Raw genomic sequence first — 17,071 nt, forward strand, 5'->3', positions numbered from 1 at the left:
CCTTACAGCGCGCATGACACGCAGCCTTCGATTTCGGTGCCTTCCAGCGCCAGCTGGCGTAGTCGGATGTAGTACAGGGATTTGATGCCCTTACGCCAGGCGTAAATCTGCGCTTTGTTGATATCGCGCGTGGTGGCGGTATCAGGGAAAAAGAGCGTCAGTGAAAGCCCTTGGTCGACATGCCGCGTTGCTTCAGCGTAGGTATCAATAATTTTTTGTGGACCGATCTCGTAGGCATCCTGATACAAGGCCAGATTCTCATTGGTCATAAACGGGGCAGGGTAGTAAACGCGCCCGGTTTTGCCCTCTTTGCGAATCTCCACCTTCGACACGATCGGGTGAATGCTTGACGTGGCATGATTGATGTAGGAGATAGAACCTGTGGGCGGAACCGCCTGTAAATTCTGATTATAAATGCCGTAGCGCATCACATCTTCACGCAGCTGTGACCACATCTCGCGCGTCGGTAGCGTAATGCCGCTGACGGTAAACAGTGCGCGAACCTTGTCGGTTTTTGGCTGCCAGTCACCCTGCAGATACTGGTTAAAATACTCGCCGCTGGCGTAGCGTGACTGTTTGAATCCGGCAAAGGTTTGACCGCGCTCGCGGGCGATCTTCATTGACGTATTCAGCGCATGCCATGTGATGGTGTAGAAATAGAGATTGGTGAAATCCAGCCCTTCCGGCGAACCGTAGGCAATCCCTTCCCGCGCCAGATACCCGTGCAGGTTCATCTGCCCAAGGCCAATCGCGTGCGACGCGTTGTTCCCGGCGTCGATCGAAGGCACGCTGCGGATGTGGCTCATGTCCGAAACGGCGGTTAAGCCGCGAACCGCCGTTTCCACGGTACGGCCAAAATCGGGTGAATCCATGGTACGGGCAATATTCAAGGAGCCGAGATTGCAGGAGATATCGTGCCCGGTCTGCTCGTAATTGAGATTTTCATCGTAGGTGGAGGCACTGTTAACCTGCAAAATCTCCGAGCACAGATTGCTCATATTGATCCGACCGGCAATCGGATTGGCGCGATTCACCGTATCTTCAAACATGATGTAAGGATAACCAGACTCAAACTGGATCTCGGCCAGCCGCTGGAAGAACTCGCGGGCGTTAATGTATTTTTTGCGCACGCGTTCGTCGGCCACCAGTTCGTCATACCGCTCACTCACGGCGATATCACCGAACGGTTTGCCGTAAATCCGTTCCACGTCATACGGCGAGAACAGCGCCATCCGGGCATTTTCTTTCGCCAGTCGAAAGGTAACATCCGGGATCACCACGCCAAGCGAGAGCGTTTTGATGCGGATTTTCTCGTCGGCGTTTTCGCGCTTGGTATCGAGAAAACGTAAAATATCCGGATGGTGTGCGTGCAGATACACTGCGCCTGCGCCCTGACGTGCCCCGAGTTGATTCGCATAAGAAAATGCATCTTCCAGCATTTTCATTACCGGGATCACCCCGGAGGACTGGTTCTCAATGCGTTTAATGGGCGCACCTGCCTCGCGCAGGTTGGAGAGTAAAAATGCCACGCCGCCGCCGCGTTTGGATAGCTGAAGTGCGGAGTTGACCGCCCGACCAATAGACTCCATGTTGTCTTCAATACGCAACAGGAAGCAGGAGACCAGCTCACCGCGTTGCTGTTTGCCGCAGTTTAAAAAGGTTGGTGTGGCGGGCTGAAAGCGCCCGGAGAGCATTTCATCGGTCAGTTGCATCGCGAGTGCTTCATCGCCCTGCGCCAGCGTGAGTGCCACCATCGTTACCCGATCCTCAAAGTCTTCGAGATAGCGCTTACCGTCGAACGTTTTCAACGTATAGCTGGTGTAGAACTTCCATGCGCCGAGGAACGTCTGGAAACGGAATCCGCTGGCGTGGGCGTGGGTGAATAGCTTCAGCACGAACGCGCGATCGTAGCGGGCTAACACGCTGGCATCGTAATAGCCTTCATCCACCAACGTTTCCAGGCGCTCCTGCTGGCTGGCAAACGCCACCGAGTTGGGGCGGACGTGTGCGGCAAAGAAAGCCTCCACCGCCTGATGGTCTTTGTCGAACTGAATGCGCCCGGCTTTATCATACAGATTCAGCATGGCGTTCAGGGCGTGATAATCCAGCGTTGGCTGCATTACACGTTCTGCGGTTGTCGTTGCCAAAATTCGCTCACTCCTTTTCGAACGTTGTCGATATCGCTTTGGGTGCCCATCAGCTCAAAGCGATAGAGCCACGGCACGCCGCATTTTTGTGAGATGACATCACCCGCGCGACCGTAGGCGTCACCGAAATTACGATTGCCGGAGGCGATCACTCCACGGATTAACGCCCGGTTGTTCGTATCGTTTAAAAAGCGGATCACCTGTCTTGGGACCGCGCCAGCCGTGCCGCCGCCGCCGTAGGACGGCACGATTAATATGTAAGGTTCGTCTACCCGGATCCGCTCGCGTTCGTTAAGCGGAATGCGGATGGCAGACAGCCCCAGACGCTGCATAAAGCGGTGCGTATTTTCGGAGCTGCTGGAGAAGTAGACGAGCTGACTCATGCGCTGGCCACACGGTGTTCCGGATGCAGACGGTTGATCATGTCCGGGCGAAAACCTGACCAACTGGTTTCACCCGCGACCACGACCGGTAGCTGGCGAAACCCTTGATCGCGCAGGCTATCAGCCAAATCGGGCTGTAAATCGACGTTTACCATCTCAAAGTCAAAACCACGGCTTTCCATTGCCCGTTTGGTGGCATGGCACTGAACACAGTTATTGCGAGTGTAAATAATAATGCGCATGATTCGTATTTCCATTTAAAGATAAGAGATCGGCGCGATAGAGGGCGTCGGGTTGTGTGTGTCCTGATAGGAGAGATACTAGATGTGGTTTTAAAAAGATTCAACCATACAAGATATGGGAATTTTAGATTAATGATGAACTGGGTGATGAGCGTGGCGGGGGAAGGCTAACTGGTGGTTCTAAATTGCCCGATGGCGCTAAGCTTATCGGGCCTACGGGCAACAGGAGAGCGCATCCCAGGCCGGATAAGGCGTTTATGCCGCCATCCGGCAGCGCAGAATCACATGCGCATCCCTACCGCCAGACGGTTAAAGCAGTTCATCAGGCTAATGGCAAACGTCAGGTCGCTAATTTCTTTCGCGCTAAAATGGTCGAGCAGCGGCAGATAAACATCATCTTCGGCATGGGTGCTGGCGATATCGGTGACGGATTCGGCCCACGCCAGCGCCGCACGTTCCTGCTCGCTGAAGTGGTGACTCACCCGCCAGCCTGCCAGCGCATCCAGTTTGGCCTGCGCAACACCGGATTTGCGCAGCGCTTTACTGTGCATTTCCAGACAAAAGGCGCAGCCGTTGATTTGCGAGACCCGCAGGTAAATCAGTTCCGTCAGCGTGGGTTCCAGCGCGCAGTTCTCCAGCGCTTTGCTTGCCTGAACCAGAGCGTTATAGACTTCAGGGCTGAGTTCATAATAGGGCTGGCGTAACATGGTCATAGTATTTCTCCTCGTTTGGATGACCCGCAATGTAGCACTATAATGGACTGCTATAGAGAGCCATATTGTTGCTAAAAAAGCAGACCATAAATGCCGCGTTATCAGCACATCGCCCGTCAGTTAAAAAACGCAATTGAGAAAGGTGAACTCAAACCCGGAACCCGATTGCCATCAAGTCGGACCTGGGCCCAGGAATTGGGTGTGTCACGCTCGACGGTGGAAAATGCCTACGCCGAGCTGGTGGCGCAGGGCTGGCTCGCGCGGCGTGGGCAGGCCGGAACATTTGTCAGTGAGCAACTGCGACCCGAAAGGGCGCCTGCGTCTCCCGCGATCTTCGCCGGAGAAAACCCCAGACCGCACCCTTTTCAAATGGGATTACCCGCACTCGATCTCTTCCCGCGTGACGTCTGGGCGCGGGTGATGGGACGGCGTTTACGCACCCAAACGCGTTTTGACCTTGCGGTGGGCGATGTTTGCGGCGAACGCGCGTTACGTCAGGCGATTGTGGATTACCTGCGCGTTTCACGAAGCATTGAGTGCCAGCCGGAGCAGATTTTTATTACGTCAGGCTACGCGGCATCAGTGACGTTAATTCTGCGCGCCCTGTCTCAACCCGGTGAGGGAATGTGGGTCGAAGATCCCGGCTTTCCGTTGATTCGGCCCGTGGTGGCTCAGGAACGCATTGAGCTGATGCCGGTGGCAGTTGATGCCGATGGTCTGGATGTCTGCGCCGGGATCCGCGACTTTCCACAGGCACGTTTTGTCATGCTCACCCCCGCACACCAAAGTCCGCTGGGCGTGGCTCTGTCATTAGATCGTCGTCATCGGTTGCTGGAGTGGGCGACTCGCGAACAGGCGTGGATTATTGAAGATGATTACGACAGTGAATTTCGCTACCACGGTAAACCGTTGCCGCCGCTTAAAAGTCTGGATGCGCCCCAGCGGGTGATTTATGCCGGCACGTTCAGCAAATCGATGTTTCCGGCGTTGCGCACGGCATGGCTGGTGGTACCCCTGACCCAGGTTGAACGTTTTCGCCAGCAGGCGTCGCTAACGGCCTGTAGCGTTCCGGTTTTATGGCAGCAAACGCTGGCAGATTTTATGCAAGACGGTCATTTCTGGCGGCACTTAAAACGCATGCGCCAGCATTATGCCGAGCGGCGTCAATGGATGGAAAACGCCCTGACCGAACAAGGATTTAATGTCATTCCTCAGGAAGGGGGGATCCAACTGGTGATGACCGTAGACGGCGATGATGTTGCGCTAGTGTGCAAAGCGAATCAGGCCGGGCTGGCGGTTCAGGCCTTAAGCCGTTGGCGAATGACTTCAGCAGGAAAAGGGGGGATCTTGCTGTCATTTACCAACATCAGCTCGGTTGCAATGGCGCAGCAGGCGGCAAATCAACTGCGGCTGGCACTGACATAAATCTGTACGGTTCTTACGATATTCGTCCCACCCTGGCCACGCGTTTATGGACTTTTCTGAAAGCGTTGCTAATGCTGAATCAGGTAAGGTAAGCCCGCAGTAAAAGATAACGAGGAAAATAATATGTATTTACGACCTGATGAGGTGGCGCGCGTACTTGAAAAAGTGGGCTTTACCGTTGATGTAGTCACACAGAAAACATACGGTTATCGACGTGGTGAGAATTATGTATACGTTAACCGTGAAGCACGTATGGGACGTACCGCATTAATTATCCATCCCACGCTAAAAGAGCGCAGCTCTTCGCTGGCAGAACCCGCGACGGATATTAAAACCTGCGATCACTATCAGCAATTCCCACTGTATTTAGCCGGCGATACTCACGAACATTATGGTATTCCACACGGCTTTAGCTCGCGTATCGCGCTGGAACGTTATCTGAGTGGGTTGTTTGGCGACGTGAGTTCAAACTGATAACGCGACTGGCAGTGCCAGTCGCGATGAGATGTTTTTTACGCTTTAGCCTGGTGGTAGCTGCTGACCTTAAACAGGCGGCGGCAATAATCAAGGAAGTAGCCATACACTGCACCCATCAGCATTGAGACCACGATGTTGGAGCTTACCGCAGCTGTGATCTGGTGCCAGTCTGCGCCAACCGTCAGCAGAATAATCACATATACCGGCGACTGGAACGTGACATAGGCCAGCACATCCGCCAGGTTTTTCCCCCATCCTGCCTGCGTGGCTTTGCGTGCCGCGCGCATAAACAAATCGCGGTACATACCGTATGGCCAGGCGATCAGGATGTTGACGGGGATAGCGACCAGTCTGGAGTACAGTGACTGTTCGAAACTCATTCCTGAAAGGAATATCTCGATCAACATGTTCACGACAGAACAATAAACAACCATCGCGAACGTGTCTGCTACTGCATGACGCAAGCGTGACTGCGGAGAGAACATGTTAATGCTCCTTGTAAAAAGGGGGAAAAAGGTTTTCAATACCTTCTTGCTAGTGATTTGTCTTGCTGCTTTCGCGTTTGAGTAGGATATCTGCCTGGATAATAACTATCAACTAGCTTAAAATTTTTATTTATTGCCTTTTTGTCGATAAAATGCTCTGCAGTGGTTTGTTTTTTGTTCGTTTTGGTGTTTTCGTTGTCATGAAAATTAAAACCATTAAAAATCAATAGGTTGTTTTGACTTGTTTTTCTGAACTTTTTGCGCTCCTTTTTGAATGTTGACGAATATTGTGCATATCTACCGCAACGCCTGCGCGATGCCTGTATTGGTTTATCTGGTGCGGCAGCGAGATATCCAAAGTCTATTTATTCTGGTTGCTGGCCGAATATAAAATATCGCTGACTAAAGATCACCGTATGACAAGATAAATAATAATAGCGATTGTCGTTTTAATATCTTGCGACAAAAAAGAGACTGGAAAAAGAAAAAACACTCGCATACAATTTGCTTCGTAATACCTATTTCTGTTTTTGCGTTAAAGAGGTTTTATTAATATGAGTTCAATGTTAAAAAACTTAAATAATATTCGATCGCTACGGGTCATGGCGCGTGAATTATCCGTCGAGGTTCTGGACGATATGCTGGAAAAACTTCGGGTAGTCACCAAAGAACGACGTGACGAAGAAGAACTGCTGCAGCGCCAACGTGCAGAACAGCAGGAAAAAATTAATACACTGCTGGCGATGATGAGAGCTGATGGGATTGATCCTGAAGAACTGTTGAGCATGTCGGCGGCAACATCGCGTTCGGTTAAGAAACGTCAGCCGCGTCCGGCGAAATATCGTTTTACGGATACTAATGGTGAAACAAAAACATGGACAGGACAAGGCCGCACGCCAAAGCCGATTGCACAGGCGCTGGCTGCCGGTAAATCTCTCGATGATTTTTTGATCTAATATCAATGCGGTGAGGGGAACCTCACCGCTTATTTTCAGCAGACGCCGAAATCGCCTTCTTCAGAATATCGCGTGACATCAGCAACTTTTAGGGTGTATTTTTCGCCACTTTCATTGCTGGCTTGTACAGCCACAATTTGTTCGTCTTTTACTTCGACAACTTTCAGTTTTGGTCCGCCCATACGCGGTTGCACCAGATCGCCAGGTTTAAACATATTGTTGCGCTCCTTTATTTATCATTTATCGCAGAACTCACCATAGATCACGTCAATCGGCGGGTACAGCGTTGTTTCTTCTATTACCGCTTAATGAGTACGTCGGTTCCAGGGCATTTTGTCGAGCAGTCGCGCCATACCGCAGAAGCCAGTTACACCCGCAAGTACCAGCCCCGCACCGACAAAACCGCTGAGTAAGAAGAAGCCGCTGTTAACGGCGTAACCGAGAATGACGCCAAGCAAGGCAAGGCTACCTGCGGCTATCTGCACCTGACGCATCAGCGGTAACGGTTGTGAACTGTCTTTCGCCACCGGCAACCCTGCGGCTTTCCAGCCGTCAATTCCACCTTCCAGCAGCCAGACCTGCGCGGGCGCAGCAATGGCGCTCAGTTTTGTTGCCGCATTTTGTGTACGTTTGCCTGACTGGCAGTGAAAAATCACCTGCTCGGCGCGTAAATTCGCAGGCAGCGATCCCTGTTCAAGCGCGGGCAACGGTGTCAGATGAGCCTCAGGAATATGCTCGTGCAGATACTCGTCAGCGTCGCGGATATCAATCAGTTTTGCACCTTGCGCGACCAGTGTCTGCGCCTCGCGCGGGGAAATCGTCCCAATAGTCATGATGGCTCCTTATGGGCAATACAGTGTTTTTAATGTGGCGATCAGCGAATTCACGGCCGCATTTTTAATGGAGTAGAGGATGCGCTGGGCATCGCGCTGGCTTGCTATCAGACCTTCTTCACGCATACGCGCCAGATGCTGGGAAGTGGCGGAAGGGCTAAGGCCGGTAATACGGGCTAACTCGCCTGCGCTGGTACCGGGTGAACCGCAGAGCATGCACAAAATCAGCAACCGTTTAGGGTTACTCATCGCTTTTAGCAGGGTGGCAGCCTGTTCAGCACTGGCCTGGAGTTGTTCAAGTTCAGTCATATGTATTTAAGCATAATCTAAATTAATCATATTCTAAAATAAACAACCAACGTACGCCAGCGTAAAGAGCGTAAAGGAGGGTAAAACAGCCGCGGAATGCTGGCGGAGTTGGGTAGAATGGCTACTCTTAGAGATAAAATCTCTTTTTAAACAATGATTAATTTTTTGCTTGTAGGGAGTGTGTATGGGTTTCTGGAGAATCGTTTTTACTATTATTTTGCCTCCGCTCGGCGTGTTGCTGGGTAAAGGATTTGGTTGGGCGTTCATCCTCAATATCGTTCTGACGCTGCTGGGGTACATCCCTGGTCTGATCCACGCCTTCTGGATACAGACGCGTAACTAATTCCCCTTCTACAGCGGCGCTTTGGCGCCGTTTTCTTTGCGCCTCGTTCTCCTCTGCTACACTTTTGGGGTTGATTGTTAATTACCGAGGTGGATATGGGACTCTTCAATTTTGTAAAAGATGCGGGTGAAAAACTGTGGGATGCGGTCACTGGATATCATGACACAGCCGATCTGGCAAAAAAAGTGCAGGAACATCTGAATAAAACCGGTATTCCGGATGCGGATAAAGTGGACGTCCAAATTAACGAAGGCAAAGCCACCGTTTCTGGTGATGGATTAAGTCAGGAAGCGAAAGAAAAAATCCTGATTGCGATTGGTAATATCTCTGGTATCGCCAGCGTCGATGATCAGGTTAAAACCTCTGCGCCCGCTAGCGAAAGCCAGTTTTATACCGTGAAATCAGGGGATACCCTGAGCGCGATTGCCAAACAGGTTTACGGTAACGCCAATTTGTATAATCAAATATTTGAAGCGAATAAACCAATGCTGAAAAGCCCGGATAAAATTTATCCCGGGCAGGTTTTACGTATTCCGGAGCAGTAATATTATTCAGGCTTATTCCGTCAGCAATTTACCGGACATCGCCTGTTGAATAATCGGAATCGGCGTCAGCAGGTGCTGGCGCATTAATTCGCTGGCGCGCGCGGCATCGCGTGCCAGAATTGCTTCGGTCAACGTTTGGTGCTGATCGTGTTTGTCTTCCAGCATCTCCACCGACAGCACCGTTTTTCGCAGCCAGATAAACCGGTAGCGCGCTGCCAAATCGAAAAGTCGTTCGCGCATTTGCAGCAGATATTGTGAACCACAGCCGGCGACAATCGCCGAGTGAAACGCCTGATGGCGCTGATCCCACTCGTCGAGCATCTGTTCGCTGGCATCAATGGCTTCAAGCTTACTAAGCATATGCGCACGCGCCAGAATTTCAGCTTCCCAGGCGTCGTCGCCGCGTTCAATGGCCAGCGCCACCAGCATGGCTTCCATATTGGCGCGGGCATCGAAAATATCGAGCAACTCCTGCTCTGACATCGGGGCGACACGATACCCTTTCTGATTTACCACCGTCACCAGCCGCTCGGCAACTAACTGCGAAAGCGCTTCGCGTAGCGGTCCCACGCCAAGCTCATAGCGTGAGGTCAGCAGGCTCATACGCAGTTTTTCATCAGGCTGATACACACCGCGGATGATGTCGTTCTTCAGCCAGCGGTATCCATCAATGGCCGTCGGTTGGGGAATGGCGGTCATGGTCATACTCCTGAAAGGATTTCCCGGCCTGCGCCGGGAACAGGTTTAATGCGTATTTTGCAATGGTGCTTTTTGCCAAGATAGCAGTTTTTTCCAGCGTGACATAATGGGCACGGTGCAAATAATTCCTATGGCTAACAACCCGGTAGAGATAACTTCCAGCTGTTGTGCCGGGCGAAACAGCATGACTACCAGCACAAAGATAATAAACGCGATGACCAGCCAGGTAAGCCACGGATAGAGCCACATTTTCAGTTTAATTTCGCCGCCTCGCGCCAGCAGGATTTTGCGCATCCGCAGTTGAGAAACGGCAATGACCAGATAGACCAGCAGTGCGATGGCACCGGAACTGTCGATCAGGAATTTAAACACCTTGGCCGGGGCGTAATAGTTGACGATGACGGTGAGGAATGCGGCACCGGTAGACAGTAACACCGCCACATAAGGCGTTTTACTGCGGTTCGTTTTACCCATAAAGGCGGGGGCATCGCCACGTCGGCTCAGGGAGTAGAGCATACGCGAGGACGTATACAGCGCGGAGTTGAGACAGCTAGTCACCGACAGCAAAATGACGCAATCCATGATCAGTTTCGCGTGCGGGATATGCAGTAGCTCCAGTACCGAGCGGTAAGAACCGACTTCTTTCAGTCCCGGCATGTTCCACGGGATCAGCGCCACCACCACAAAAATAGAGCACAGATAGAAGATGGAGATACGCCAGATAACCGAGTTGGTGGCGCGAACGATATGTTTATCCGGGGTATCGGATTCGGCGGCGGCGATGGTAACTATCTCTGCGCCCATAAAGGAGAACATGGTGATTAACATTGCGCTGATCACGGCGCCAAAACCGTTGGGCATAAAGCCGCCCTGATCCCACAGGCGCGAAACCCCGCTGACCTCGGCATAAGGGTAGAAACCGCTAATCGCCGCTGCGCCGAGGGTTATAAACGCCAGAATGGCAACCACTTTGCACAGCGCCAGCCAGAACTCGAACTCACCGTAATTTTTGACGCTCAGCAAATTACTGCCGGTTAATGCCAGCGTGATAACCAGAGAAAATAGCCAGATAGGAATGCCAGGCACCCAGGAGTGAAGAATGATGGCGGCGATATTCGCCTCCAGCGGGATAACCAACACCCAGAACCACCAGTACAACCAGCCGATGGTGTAACCCGCCCAAGGGCCGATGGCCTTATCGGCGTATGTGGAAAAAGAACCGGTATCCGGTGTGGCGACGGCCATTTCGGCCAACATGCGCATAATCATCACCACCAGCAATCCGGCGAACAGATAGGCTAATAATACTGCGGGACCGGCTTCTGCAATCGCCACGCTTGAACCGACAAACAGACTTGCGCCGATTACCCCGGCAATAGACAGCATGGTGACGTGGCGTGATTTCAGCCCGCCCCCTAAATCATGTGATTGTGACAGTTGCCCCATCTTCTTACCCCGTTATTGTTTTTGGCCTGTTTGCCGGATGGCGTTTCGCTTATCCGGCAAACAGGTGGTACTTTTTGTAGGCCGGATAGGACGCTTTTGCGTCGCTATCCGGCACGGGTGCCTGCGTCTTAACCTTGCTTAGCTTCATCAAAGCATTGAGCGATAATGTCCAGCCCCTGGCGGATTTGCGCATCTTCAATGGTCAGCGGGACAAGGATGCGCAGCACGTTGTAGTACGGTCCGCAGGAGAGGAGGATTAGCCCTTTATCACGCGCACGCGCGACAATTTCGGCGGTCAGTTTAGCGTCTGGTTTCGTGTGGTCGCCATCTTCGAACAGTTCGATTGCAATCATCGCGCCCAGCCCGCGTACGTCGCCAATCTCGCGGTGGGTTTCCGCAATAGCTAGCAGGCCTTCGCGAAGGGTTTGCCCCAGCTCGTTGGCTTTTTGCAGCAGATCTTCCTGCTCGAAAATGTTTAGTACCGCCAGCGCGGCGGCACAGGCAATTGGGTTACCGGCATAGGTACCGCCCAGACCGCCCGGTGGAATAGCGTCCATGACGTCGGCGCGTCCGGTCACGCCTGCCAGCGGGAAGCCGCCGGCGATGGATTTGGCGAAGGTAGTGAGATCGGGCGCAACGCCCATCTGCTCCATGGCAAACAGCGTACCGGTGCGGCCCGCACCGCTCTGTACTTCATCAGCAATCAGCATGATCCCGTGTTCGTCACAAATGGCGCGCAGACGTTGCATAAAAGCAGGAGAAGCGGCGTAAAAACCACCTTCGCCCTGGACGGGTTCAATTACGATGGCGGCGACGTCTTCTGGTGCGGCATCGTTTTTGAAAATGCGGTAAATGCTGGCGATAGCATCGTCGTCACTGATGCCGTGCAGCGGGCAAGGATAAAGCGCGCGATATACGTGGCCCGGCATCAGCCCCATTCCGGCAGAGTATGGGTTCACTTTCCCGGTCAGTGACAAGGTGTAGTGGGTACGGCCGTGGTAAGCCCCACTAAAGGCGATCGTGCCGGTGCGTTTGGTGGCGGCGCGGGCGATTTTCACCGCATTTTCTACCGCTTCAGAACCGGTGGTCACCAGCAAGGTTTTCTTGGCGAAATCACCCGGCACTCTCTTATTCATGATTTCGCACAGCTCCAGGTATGGCTCATAGGCCAGTACCTGGAAACAGGTATGGGACAGCTTTTTCAACTGCGCTTCTACCGCAGAGACGATCTGCGGGTGCAGGTGACCGGTGTTCAACACTGCAATACCGCCAGCAAAGTCAAGGAATTCACGGCCTTCAACGTCCCAGACCCGACAGTTTTCTGCCCGCTCGGCAAAAATAGGGTGGATCTGGCCTACGCCACGGGGAACGGCGTTGCTGCGACGTTGCATTAGTTCTTTGTTGGTGCTCATCAGGTGTTCTCCAGTATTTATTTTATTAAAGGCCGATGCACATATATTTGATTTCTAAGTAGTCTTCGATGCCGTATTTTGATCCTTCGCGGCCAAGACCGGAGGCTTTGATCCCCCCAAACGGGGCGACTTCGTTGGAGATAATGCCGGTGTTAATCCCGACGATGCCGTACTCCAGCGCTTCGCCAACGCGGAAGACGCGGCTTAAATCACGGGCGTAGAAATAGGCTGCCAGACCAAACTCGGTGTCGTTGGCCTGAGCGATGACGTCGGCTTCGTCTTTAAAACGAAACAGCGGAGCCAGCGGTCCGAACGTCTCTTCTTTGGCGACCTTCGCGTTGTCAGGCACATCTACCAGAATGGTGGGTTGGAAGAAGTTACCGCCGAGCGCATGAGGTTTACCACCCGCGATAATGCGTGCGCCTTTATCCAGCGCATCGGCGATGTGTTCCTGCACTTTGGCAACCGCTTTATCGTCGATCAGCGGTCCGGTAGTGACGTCAGGTTGCAGACCATCGCCGAGATGCAGTTTGCTCACAGCCTGCTGAAGTTTTTCGGCAAAACGCTCATACACGCCGTCCTGCACGTACAGGCGGTTGGCGCAGACGCAGGTTTGCCCGGCATTACGGAATTTCGAGGCCAGCGCACCTTCCACGGCTTTATCAAGATCGGCATCGTCAAAGACGATAAACGGCGCATTGCCGCCCAGTTCCAGTGATACCTTTTTGATGTCTTTGGCGCACTGCTGCATTAACTGACGGCCAATTTCGGTTGAGCCGGTAAATGACAGCTTGCGCACCAGCGGGTTGCTGGTCAGCTCGTTGCCGACTGCGCTCGCAGAACCGGTCACCACGCTGAAAACGCCAGCCGGGATCCCGGCGCGATTAGCCAGTTCAGCCAGCGCCAGTGCGGAGAATGGCGTCTGGCTGGCGGGTTTAAGTACCATCGTACAGCCTGCTGCCAGCGCCGGACCGGCTTTACGGGTGATCATCGCTGAGGGAAAGTTCCACGGCGTAATCGCGGCGGTAACGCCGATCGGCTGCTTGATGACGATCAGGCGTTTGTCGGCCTGATGACCAGGGATCGTATCGCCATAAATGCGTTTGCCCTCTTCGGCAAACCACTCAATAAATGAGGCGGCATAGGTGATTTCGCCTTTGGCCTCCGCCAGCGGTTTACCCTGTTCCAGGGTCATCAGGCGGGCGAGATCGTCCTGATGCTCAATCATCAGGTTGAACCAGCGGCGCAGGATATTGGCGCGCTCTTTGGCAGTCAGCGCACGCCAGGCCGGCAGAGCGCGGTTAGCGGCGTTAATCGCTTCGCGGGTTTCATCTGCCCCCATTTTAGGTACGCTACCCAATTTCTGACCGTTGGCGGGATTGGTCACCGCGAGGGTCTCGCCGCTGTTGGCGTCACGCCAGTTGCCGTCGATCAGTGCCTGTTGGCGAAATAAGGTTGGATCGTTAAGTTGCATGATTGCTTCCTGTCTTAATCGGTTTAACGGGTAAATGCGGCGTGTAATGTCTCCACGCTACGTGCCGCACGCAGCGTGCGTCCGGGATTACTCTGGTTCTCCAGCAGCGCATGAACTTTGCTGACAATATGTGCGCCGATAGGGATTGCCGATGTTGCCGCCGGAGAAGGCGCGTTACAGGTGTGAATTGAGCGTGGCGTGGTGACAAACAGAAAATCGTCGATAAGCTTGCCATCAGGTGATACCGCCTGTGCCCGCACGCCCGCAGGCCACGGTTGCAGATCCTTAAGCGTCAGGCTCGGACAGTACTTTTGTACCAGCCGCAGATAACCGCTTTTGCACAGCGAATTCTTCATTTCGCCAAGCCCTGAGCGCAGGTTGTTTTGCAGCACGCGGCGAATACCAGAAGAGCCGAGGATCTCCAGCGTATCGCTGAGCGAGAAGTCACGCTTACGGTAGCCTTCACGTTTAAATGCCAGTACCGCGTTGGGGCCCACGGTGACGCTGCCGTCAATCATCCGGGTCAGATGAACACCGAGAAACGGCATTGCCGGGTCGGGGATGGGGTAGATCAGATGGTTAACTATTTGATTATGTTCTGGCGCCAGGCGGAAATATTCGCCACGGAACGGACAGATGATAAAGCCAGGTTCAACGCCGAGCATTTTCACCAGTCGGTCCGCCATCAGGCCAGAACAACTAATCAGCGTCGCGCCTTCATATTCCTGGCCCTGACGGGTATGGACAATCACGCCCGCAGCGTGCTCTTTCAGCGCGCTGACCTCGGCGTTGTAAATAATCTCACCGCCTTTGGCCTGGAAAATCTTCGCCATTGCGGCGGTGACTTCACGGTAGCTGACGATCCCGCTCGACGGAACAAAAATGCCGCCCAGACCGGTGATATTCGGTTCACGCTCGCGAAGCTCCTGCGCATTCAACCATTCGCGCTCCAAACCGTTAGCGGCGGTACGATCCCATAGCGCGCGCATGCGCTCCATTTCCAGAGGGGAGGTGGCAACCAGCATTTTTCCGCAGACGTCGTAGCGGATGCCGTTTTGGTCGCAAAAGGCTTTTGTGGCGCGATTTCCGGCCAGGCAAAACTGCGCCTTCAGGCTGCCGGGAGTGTAATAGACCCCGGCATGAATGACGCCGCTGTTGTGGCCCGTCTGGTGGCAGGCCGGGCCGGACTCTTTTTCCAACAGCGCGATTCTGGCGTCCGGATAGACATCAATCAGCTGCATGGCGGTCGACATGCCGATAATGCCGCCGCCAATAATCACAAAATCATACATCCGCTTTTTCCTTCGCGCTTACTGATGAGTCTGGTAGTGGTTTGTCGCGTAAGCGAAATAGCCACGTTGGCGCATCAGTTCGCGGCGCAGGTCAGGATGCGAGGTGAAACGATCGCGACCGTGCAGCCAGAACAGGTTGTTGATCAGCAGGAATTTACCCACTGAAACCGGTACGGAAATAATACTTTTGCTGGTTTCCAGCGCGTCGGACAGGTCACTCAGCCAGACGCCTTCTTCATAGTCTTTTGGCTGGACGAACTGGTCGATGTAGCGCATCACCGGACGACCCTGCTGGTCAACGTCAAATACCGGATGGAACACTTCCTGGCTCGCGTTTTTGCTTGGCGGCGCGGCAAAGCGCATGGGGCGACGCGCCAGCGGATGGGTAAAGTACTGATCCAGATGTTCCCAGTCGTCGAGGTGCAGCAACAGCGAGTTACCGCCGGTCATGTTCTGCTCGTCAATCTTCATCATCAGCACGTAATCGGTGATTTCTTCGAGATAGGTTCCGTCGTTGTGCAATTCCATCACTCGGTGAGGCTGGCGCAGATAGCTGTCTGAGTTATCGACGTTTTTCACCACAAAACGTGCGTAATATTGGCCGCTCATCGCATCAAAATTCGAGCGTCCAATTAGATGCGCTACCGCCGTCGCCAGCTTGACCATCTCTTCCGCTTGCGCCACATCATCCACGCCAACGGCATTGATCAGCAGTGCGCCTTCGGCACGATCGAGCAACGTTTTCAGCAGCAGAGGCTGCAACTGATTGCCGCACAGGTCGTCGAGGATCTTGCCCACTTTGAAGCGCAAGAAGGATTTGTATTCCAGCGCCTGCACCGGCCACTGCGCGACGGCCTGCAGAAATTGCTCAGTGGTCTCAGCAGAAAAAGTCAGCTCCAGCAGGCGTGGGGACTGGGCTGAAGGTTTCAGCGTGAAACCGCTGTAGTGCTTGGCTGGATCGTCAGCGTTCGGTTTTACGGCAGTCAGTGCGTTCATCAAATCGTTCCTCTCAGTAGATTGTCAGGGAGATATGGCGCAGCTCGTTTCGTAGCCATAAATTAAAAATATCTACATTTTTGAAAAACGCGCACATAATGAGCTTGTTTGTTTATTATTTGTGATCAAAAGCAACAAATATTTAACATTATAAAAGGTGAGGTTAAATGAAAAACGCGGGAGATAAACTGGAGAATGTTATTTAGAAACAGAGGATTAATAATACTGCCGCTGCAGGGGCACAGCGGCAGTAAAAATGTTAGTAACCGACTTTATAAATACGTCCGGTTTGAATGCCTTCCACGCTGCGGCGGTAAGCGTTGGCCACAGTTGCCGCTGGCACACTTTCAAAGCCTGGGAAGAATCCATCGTAGGCTTCAGCAGATTCACTCAGTACGGTCGGGCTTATCAGGTTAATACGCTGACCACGTTCCAGCTCACAGGCAGCCGCGCGCACAAATCCTTCCAGCCCGGCATTGATCGTTGCCGCATTTGCCCCCTGGGCAATGGGCTCATGGGCGATAATGCCGCTAATTAACGTAATCGAGCCGCCATCATTGAGGAAATGCTGCCCGGTTAAGGCCAGCCGTATCTGACCTAACAGTTTATCCTGAAGCCCCTGATTAAAGTCCTGGCCGGTCATTGTCGACAGCGGTCCAAAGAACAGATTGCCGGTGGCGGAAACGATCGCATCTACCCGACCGACTTTTTCGAACAATGCCTCGACACTCTCCTGCGAGGTGATATCGACCTGGTAATCACCCTGCGTGCGGCCCACGCGGATAACCTCATGTTTACGGCTCAACGTCTCTGTGACTGCACGACCCACTGTACCGCTGGCACCAATAATGACGATTTTCATAACCACCTCCGCAATAGTGTGAGCCGCTATTC

General features: G+C 53.1%; 20 protein-coding genes. 5 read left to right on the top strand and 15 right to left on the bottom strand.

Translation table 11 applies throughout. The features are described 5' to 3' along the window. Positions 1 to 2: 2 nt before the first annotated feature. The 4 genes from nrdE to HV041_RS02215 form a co-directional block, all read right to left on the bottom strand. The gene (gene nrdE / locus HV041_RS02200) at positions 3 to 2,147 is read right to left on the bottom strand and encodes a class 1b ribonucleoside-diphosphate reductase subunit alpha (protein WP_121584960.1); all 2,145 of its coding nucleotides are present in this window, start codon (positions 2,145 to 2,147) and stop codon (positions 3 to 5) included. Then, the gene (nrdI, locus tag HV041_RS02205) at positions 2,120 to 2,530 is read right to left on the bottom strand and encodes a class Ib ribonucleoside-diphosphate reductase assembly flavoprotein NrdI (RefSeq protein WP_121584959.1); all 411 of its coding nucleotides are present in this window, start codon (positions 2,528 to 2,530) and stop codon (positions 2,120 to 2,122) included. Before nrdI ends, nrdE begins: the two co-directional genes overlap by 28 nt. Next, positions 2,527 to 2,772: a glutaredoxin-like protein NrdH gene (gene nrdH, locus HV041_RS02210; protein ID WP_048236625.1), complete on the bottom strand. Its 246-nt coding sequence runs from the start codon at positions 2,770 to 2,772 to the stop codon at positions 2,527 to 2,529. Before nrdH ends, nrdI begins: the two co-directional genes overlap by 4 nt. 281 nt (positions 2,773 to 3,053) lie before the next feature. Further along, positions 3,054 to 3,485, bottom strand: coding sequence for a carboxymuconolactone decarboxylase family protein (locus HV041_RS02215; RefSeq protein ID WP_048212999.1), 432 nt, complete (start codon positions 3,483 to 3,485; stop codon positions 3,054 to 3,056). Between the two features lie 90 nt (positions 3,486 to 3,575). Between HV041_RS02215 and HV041_RS02220 the strand changes: the two genes are divergently transcribed. Next, positions 3,576 to 4,910, top strand: coding sequence for a PLP-dependent aminotransferase family protein (locus HV041_RS02220; RefSeq protein ID WP_048212998.1), 1,335 nt, complete (start codon positions 3,576 to 3,578; stop codon positions 4,908 to 4,910). 123 nt (positions 4,911 to 5,033) lie between these two features. Continuing rightward, positions 5,034 to 5,384, top strand: coding sequence for a DUF2002 family protein (locus tag HV041_RS02225; protein ID WP_048212997.1), 351 nt, complete (start codon positions 5,034 to 5,036; stop codon positions 5,382 to 5,384). A 38-nt stretch (positions 5,385 to 5,422) separates the two neighbouring features. Here HV041_RS02225 and alaE read toward each other — a convergent pair whose 3' ends face one another. Beyond that, positions 5,423 to 5,872, bottom strand: a complete 450-nt coding sequence (gene alaE, locus HV041_RS02230) for an L-alanine exporter AlaE (RefSeq protein ID WP_016154144.1) — start codon at positions 5,870 to 5,872, stop codon at positions 5,423 to 5,425. A gap of 554 nt (positions 5,873 to 6,426) precedes the next feature. Between alaE and stpA the strand changes: the two genes are divergently transcribed. After that, positions 6,427 to 6,828, top strand: coding sequence for a DNA-binding protein StpA (gene stpA / locus HV041_RS02235; protein ID WP_048212996.1), 402 nt, complete (start codon positions 6,427 to 6,429; stop codon positions 6,826 to 6,828). Positions 6,829 to 6,863: 35 nt separating this feature from the next. Here stpA and HV041_RS02240 read toward each other — a convergent pair whose 3' ends face one another. The 3 genes from HV041_RS02240 to HV041_RS02250 all read right to left on the bottom strand — a co-directional run bounded on the left by HV041_RS02240 (position 6,864) and on the right by HV041_RS02250 (position 7,970). Beyond that, positions 6,864 to 7,043, bottom strand: coding sequence for a hypothetical protein (locus tag HV041_RS02240; RefSeq protein ID WP_115601600.1), 180 nt, complete (start codon positions 7,041 to 7,043; stop codon positions 6,864 to 6,866). A 90-nt stretch (positions 7,044 to 7,133) separates the two neighbouring features. Then, positions 7,134 to 7,661: a rhodanese family protein gene (locus HV041_RS02245; RefSeq protein ID WP_121584958.1), complete on the bottom strand. Its 528-nt coding sequence runs from the start codon at positions 7,659 to 7,661 to the stop codon at positions 7,134 to 7,136. A 9-nt stretch (positions 7,662 to 7,670) separates the two neighbouring features. Continuing rightward, entirely contained in the window at positions 7,671 to 7,970 is a 300-nt protein-coding gene (locus HV041_RS02250) for a metalloregulator ArsR/SmtB family transcription factor (protein WP_121584957.1), read from the bottom strand. A 184-nt stretch (positions 7,971 to 8,154) separates the two neighbouring features. Here HV041_RS02250 and HV041_RS02255 point away from each other — a divergent pair, with 184 nt between their 5' ends. Both HV041_RS02255 and lysM read left to right on the top strand, forming a co-directional pair. Then, complete coding sequence (locus HV041_RS02255; protein WP_003037242.1) at positions 8,155 to 8,313, top strand: YqaE/Pmp3 family membrane protein; 159 nt, start codon at positions 8,155 to 8,157, stop codon at positions 8,311 to 8,313. Positions 8,314 to 8,408: 95 nt separating this feature from the next. Beyond that, on the top strand, positions 8,409 to 8,858 hold the full coding sequence (gene lysM / locus HV041_RS02260) for a peptidoglycan-binding protein LysM (protein ID WP_121584956.1): 450 nt from the start codon (positions 8,409 to 8,411) through the stop codon (positions 8,856 to 8,858). A 12-nt stretch (positions 8,859 to 8,870) separates the two neighbouring features. Here the strand turns inward: lysM and csiR are convergent, their stop codons facing one another. The 7 genes from csiR to HV041_RS02295 all read right to left on the bottom strand — a co-directional run bounded on the left by csiR (position 8,871) and on the right by HV041_RS02295 (position 17,039). Further along, positions 8,871 to 9,557, bottom strand: coding sequence for a DNA-binding transcriptional regulator CsiR (csiR, locus tag HV041_RS02265; protein WP_003037236.1), 687 nt, complete (start codon positions 9,555 to 9,557; stop codon positions 8,871 to 8,873). Positions 9,558 to 9,602: 45 nt separating this feature from the next. Beyond that, positions 9,603 to 11,003, bottom strand: a complete 1,401-nt coding sequence (gene gabP, locus HV041_RS02270) for a GABA permease (protein ID WP_048212991.1) — start codon at positions 11,001 to 11,003, stop codon at positions 9,603 to 9,605. Positions 11,004 to 11,131: 128 nt separating this feature from the next. Continuing rightward, entirely contained in the window at positions 11,132 to 12,415 is a 1,284-nt protein-coding gene (gabT, locus tag HV041_RS02275; RefSeq protein WP_121584955.1) for a 4-aminobutyrate--2-oxoglutarate transaminase, read from the bottom strand. A 25-nt stretch (positions 12,416 to 12,440) separates the two neighbouring features. Continuing rightward, positions 12,441 to 13,889, bottom strand: a complete 1,449-nt coding sequence (gene gabD, locus HV041_RS02280; RefSeq protein WP_121584954.1) for an NADP-dependent succinate-semialdehyde dehydrogenase — start codon at positions 13,887 to 13,889, stop codon at positions 12,441 to 12,443. 23 nt (positions 13,890 to 13,912) lie between these two features. Further along, positions 13,913 to 15,181: an L-2-hydroxyglutarate oxidase gene (gene lhgO / locus HV041_RS02285; RefSeq protein WP_121584953.1), complete on the bottom strand. Its 1,269-nt coding sequence runs from the start codon at positions 15,179 to 15,181 to the stop codon at positions 13,913 to 13,915. An 18-nt stretch (positions 15,182 to 15,199) separates the two neighbouring features. Next, positions 15,200 to 16,177 carry a glutarate dioxygenase GlaH gene (gene glaH / locus HV041_RS02290; RefSeq protein WP_121584952.1) on the bottom strand — a complete coding sequence of 326 codons (978 nt, stop codon included), beginning with the start codon at positions 16,175 to 16,177 and terminating at the stop codon, positions 15,200 to 15,202. Between the two features lie 259 nt (positions 16,178 to 16,436). Then, on the bottom strand, positions 16,437 to 17,039 hold the full coding sequence (locus tag HV041_RS02295; RefSeq protein WP_121584951.1) for a short chain dehydrogenase: 603 nt from the start codon (positions 17,037 to 17,039) through the stop codon (positions 16,437 to 16,439). Positions 17,040 to 17,071 lie beyond the last annotated feature (32 nt).

The organism is Citrobacter sp. RHBSTW-00029, from assembly GCF_014104295.1.
In the GTDB taxonomy this organism is placed as follows: domain Bacteria; phylum Pseudomonadota; class Gammaproteobacteria; order Enterobacterales; family Enterobacteriaceae; genus Citrobacter; species Citrobacter youngae.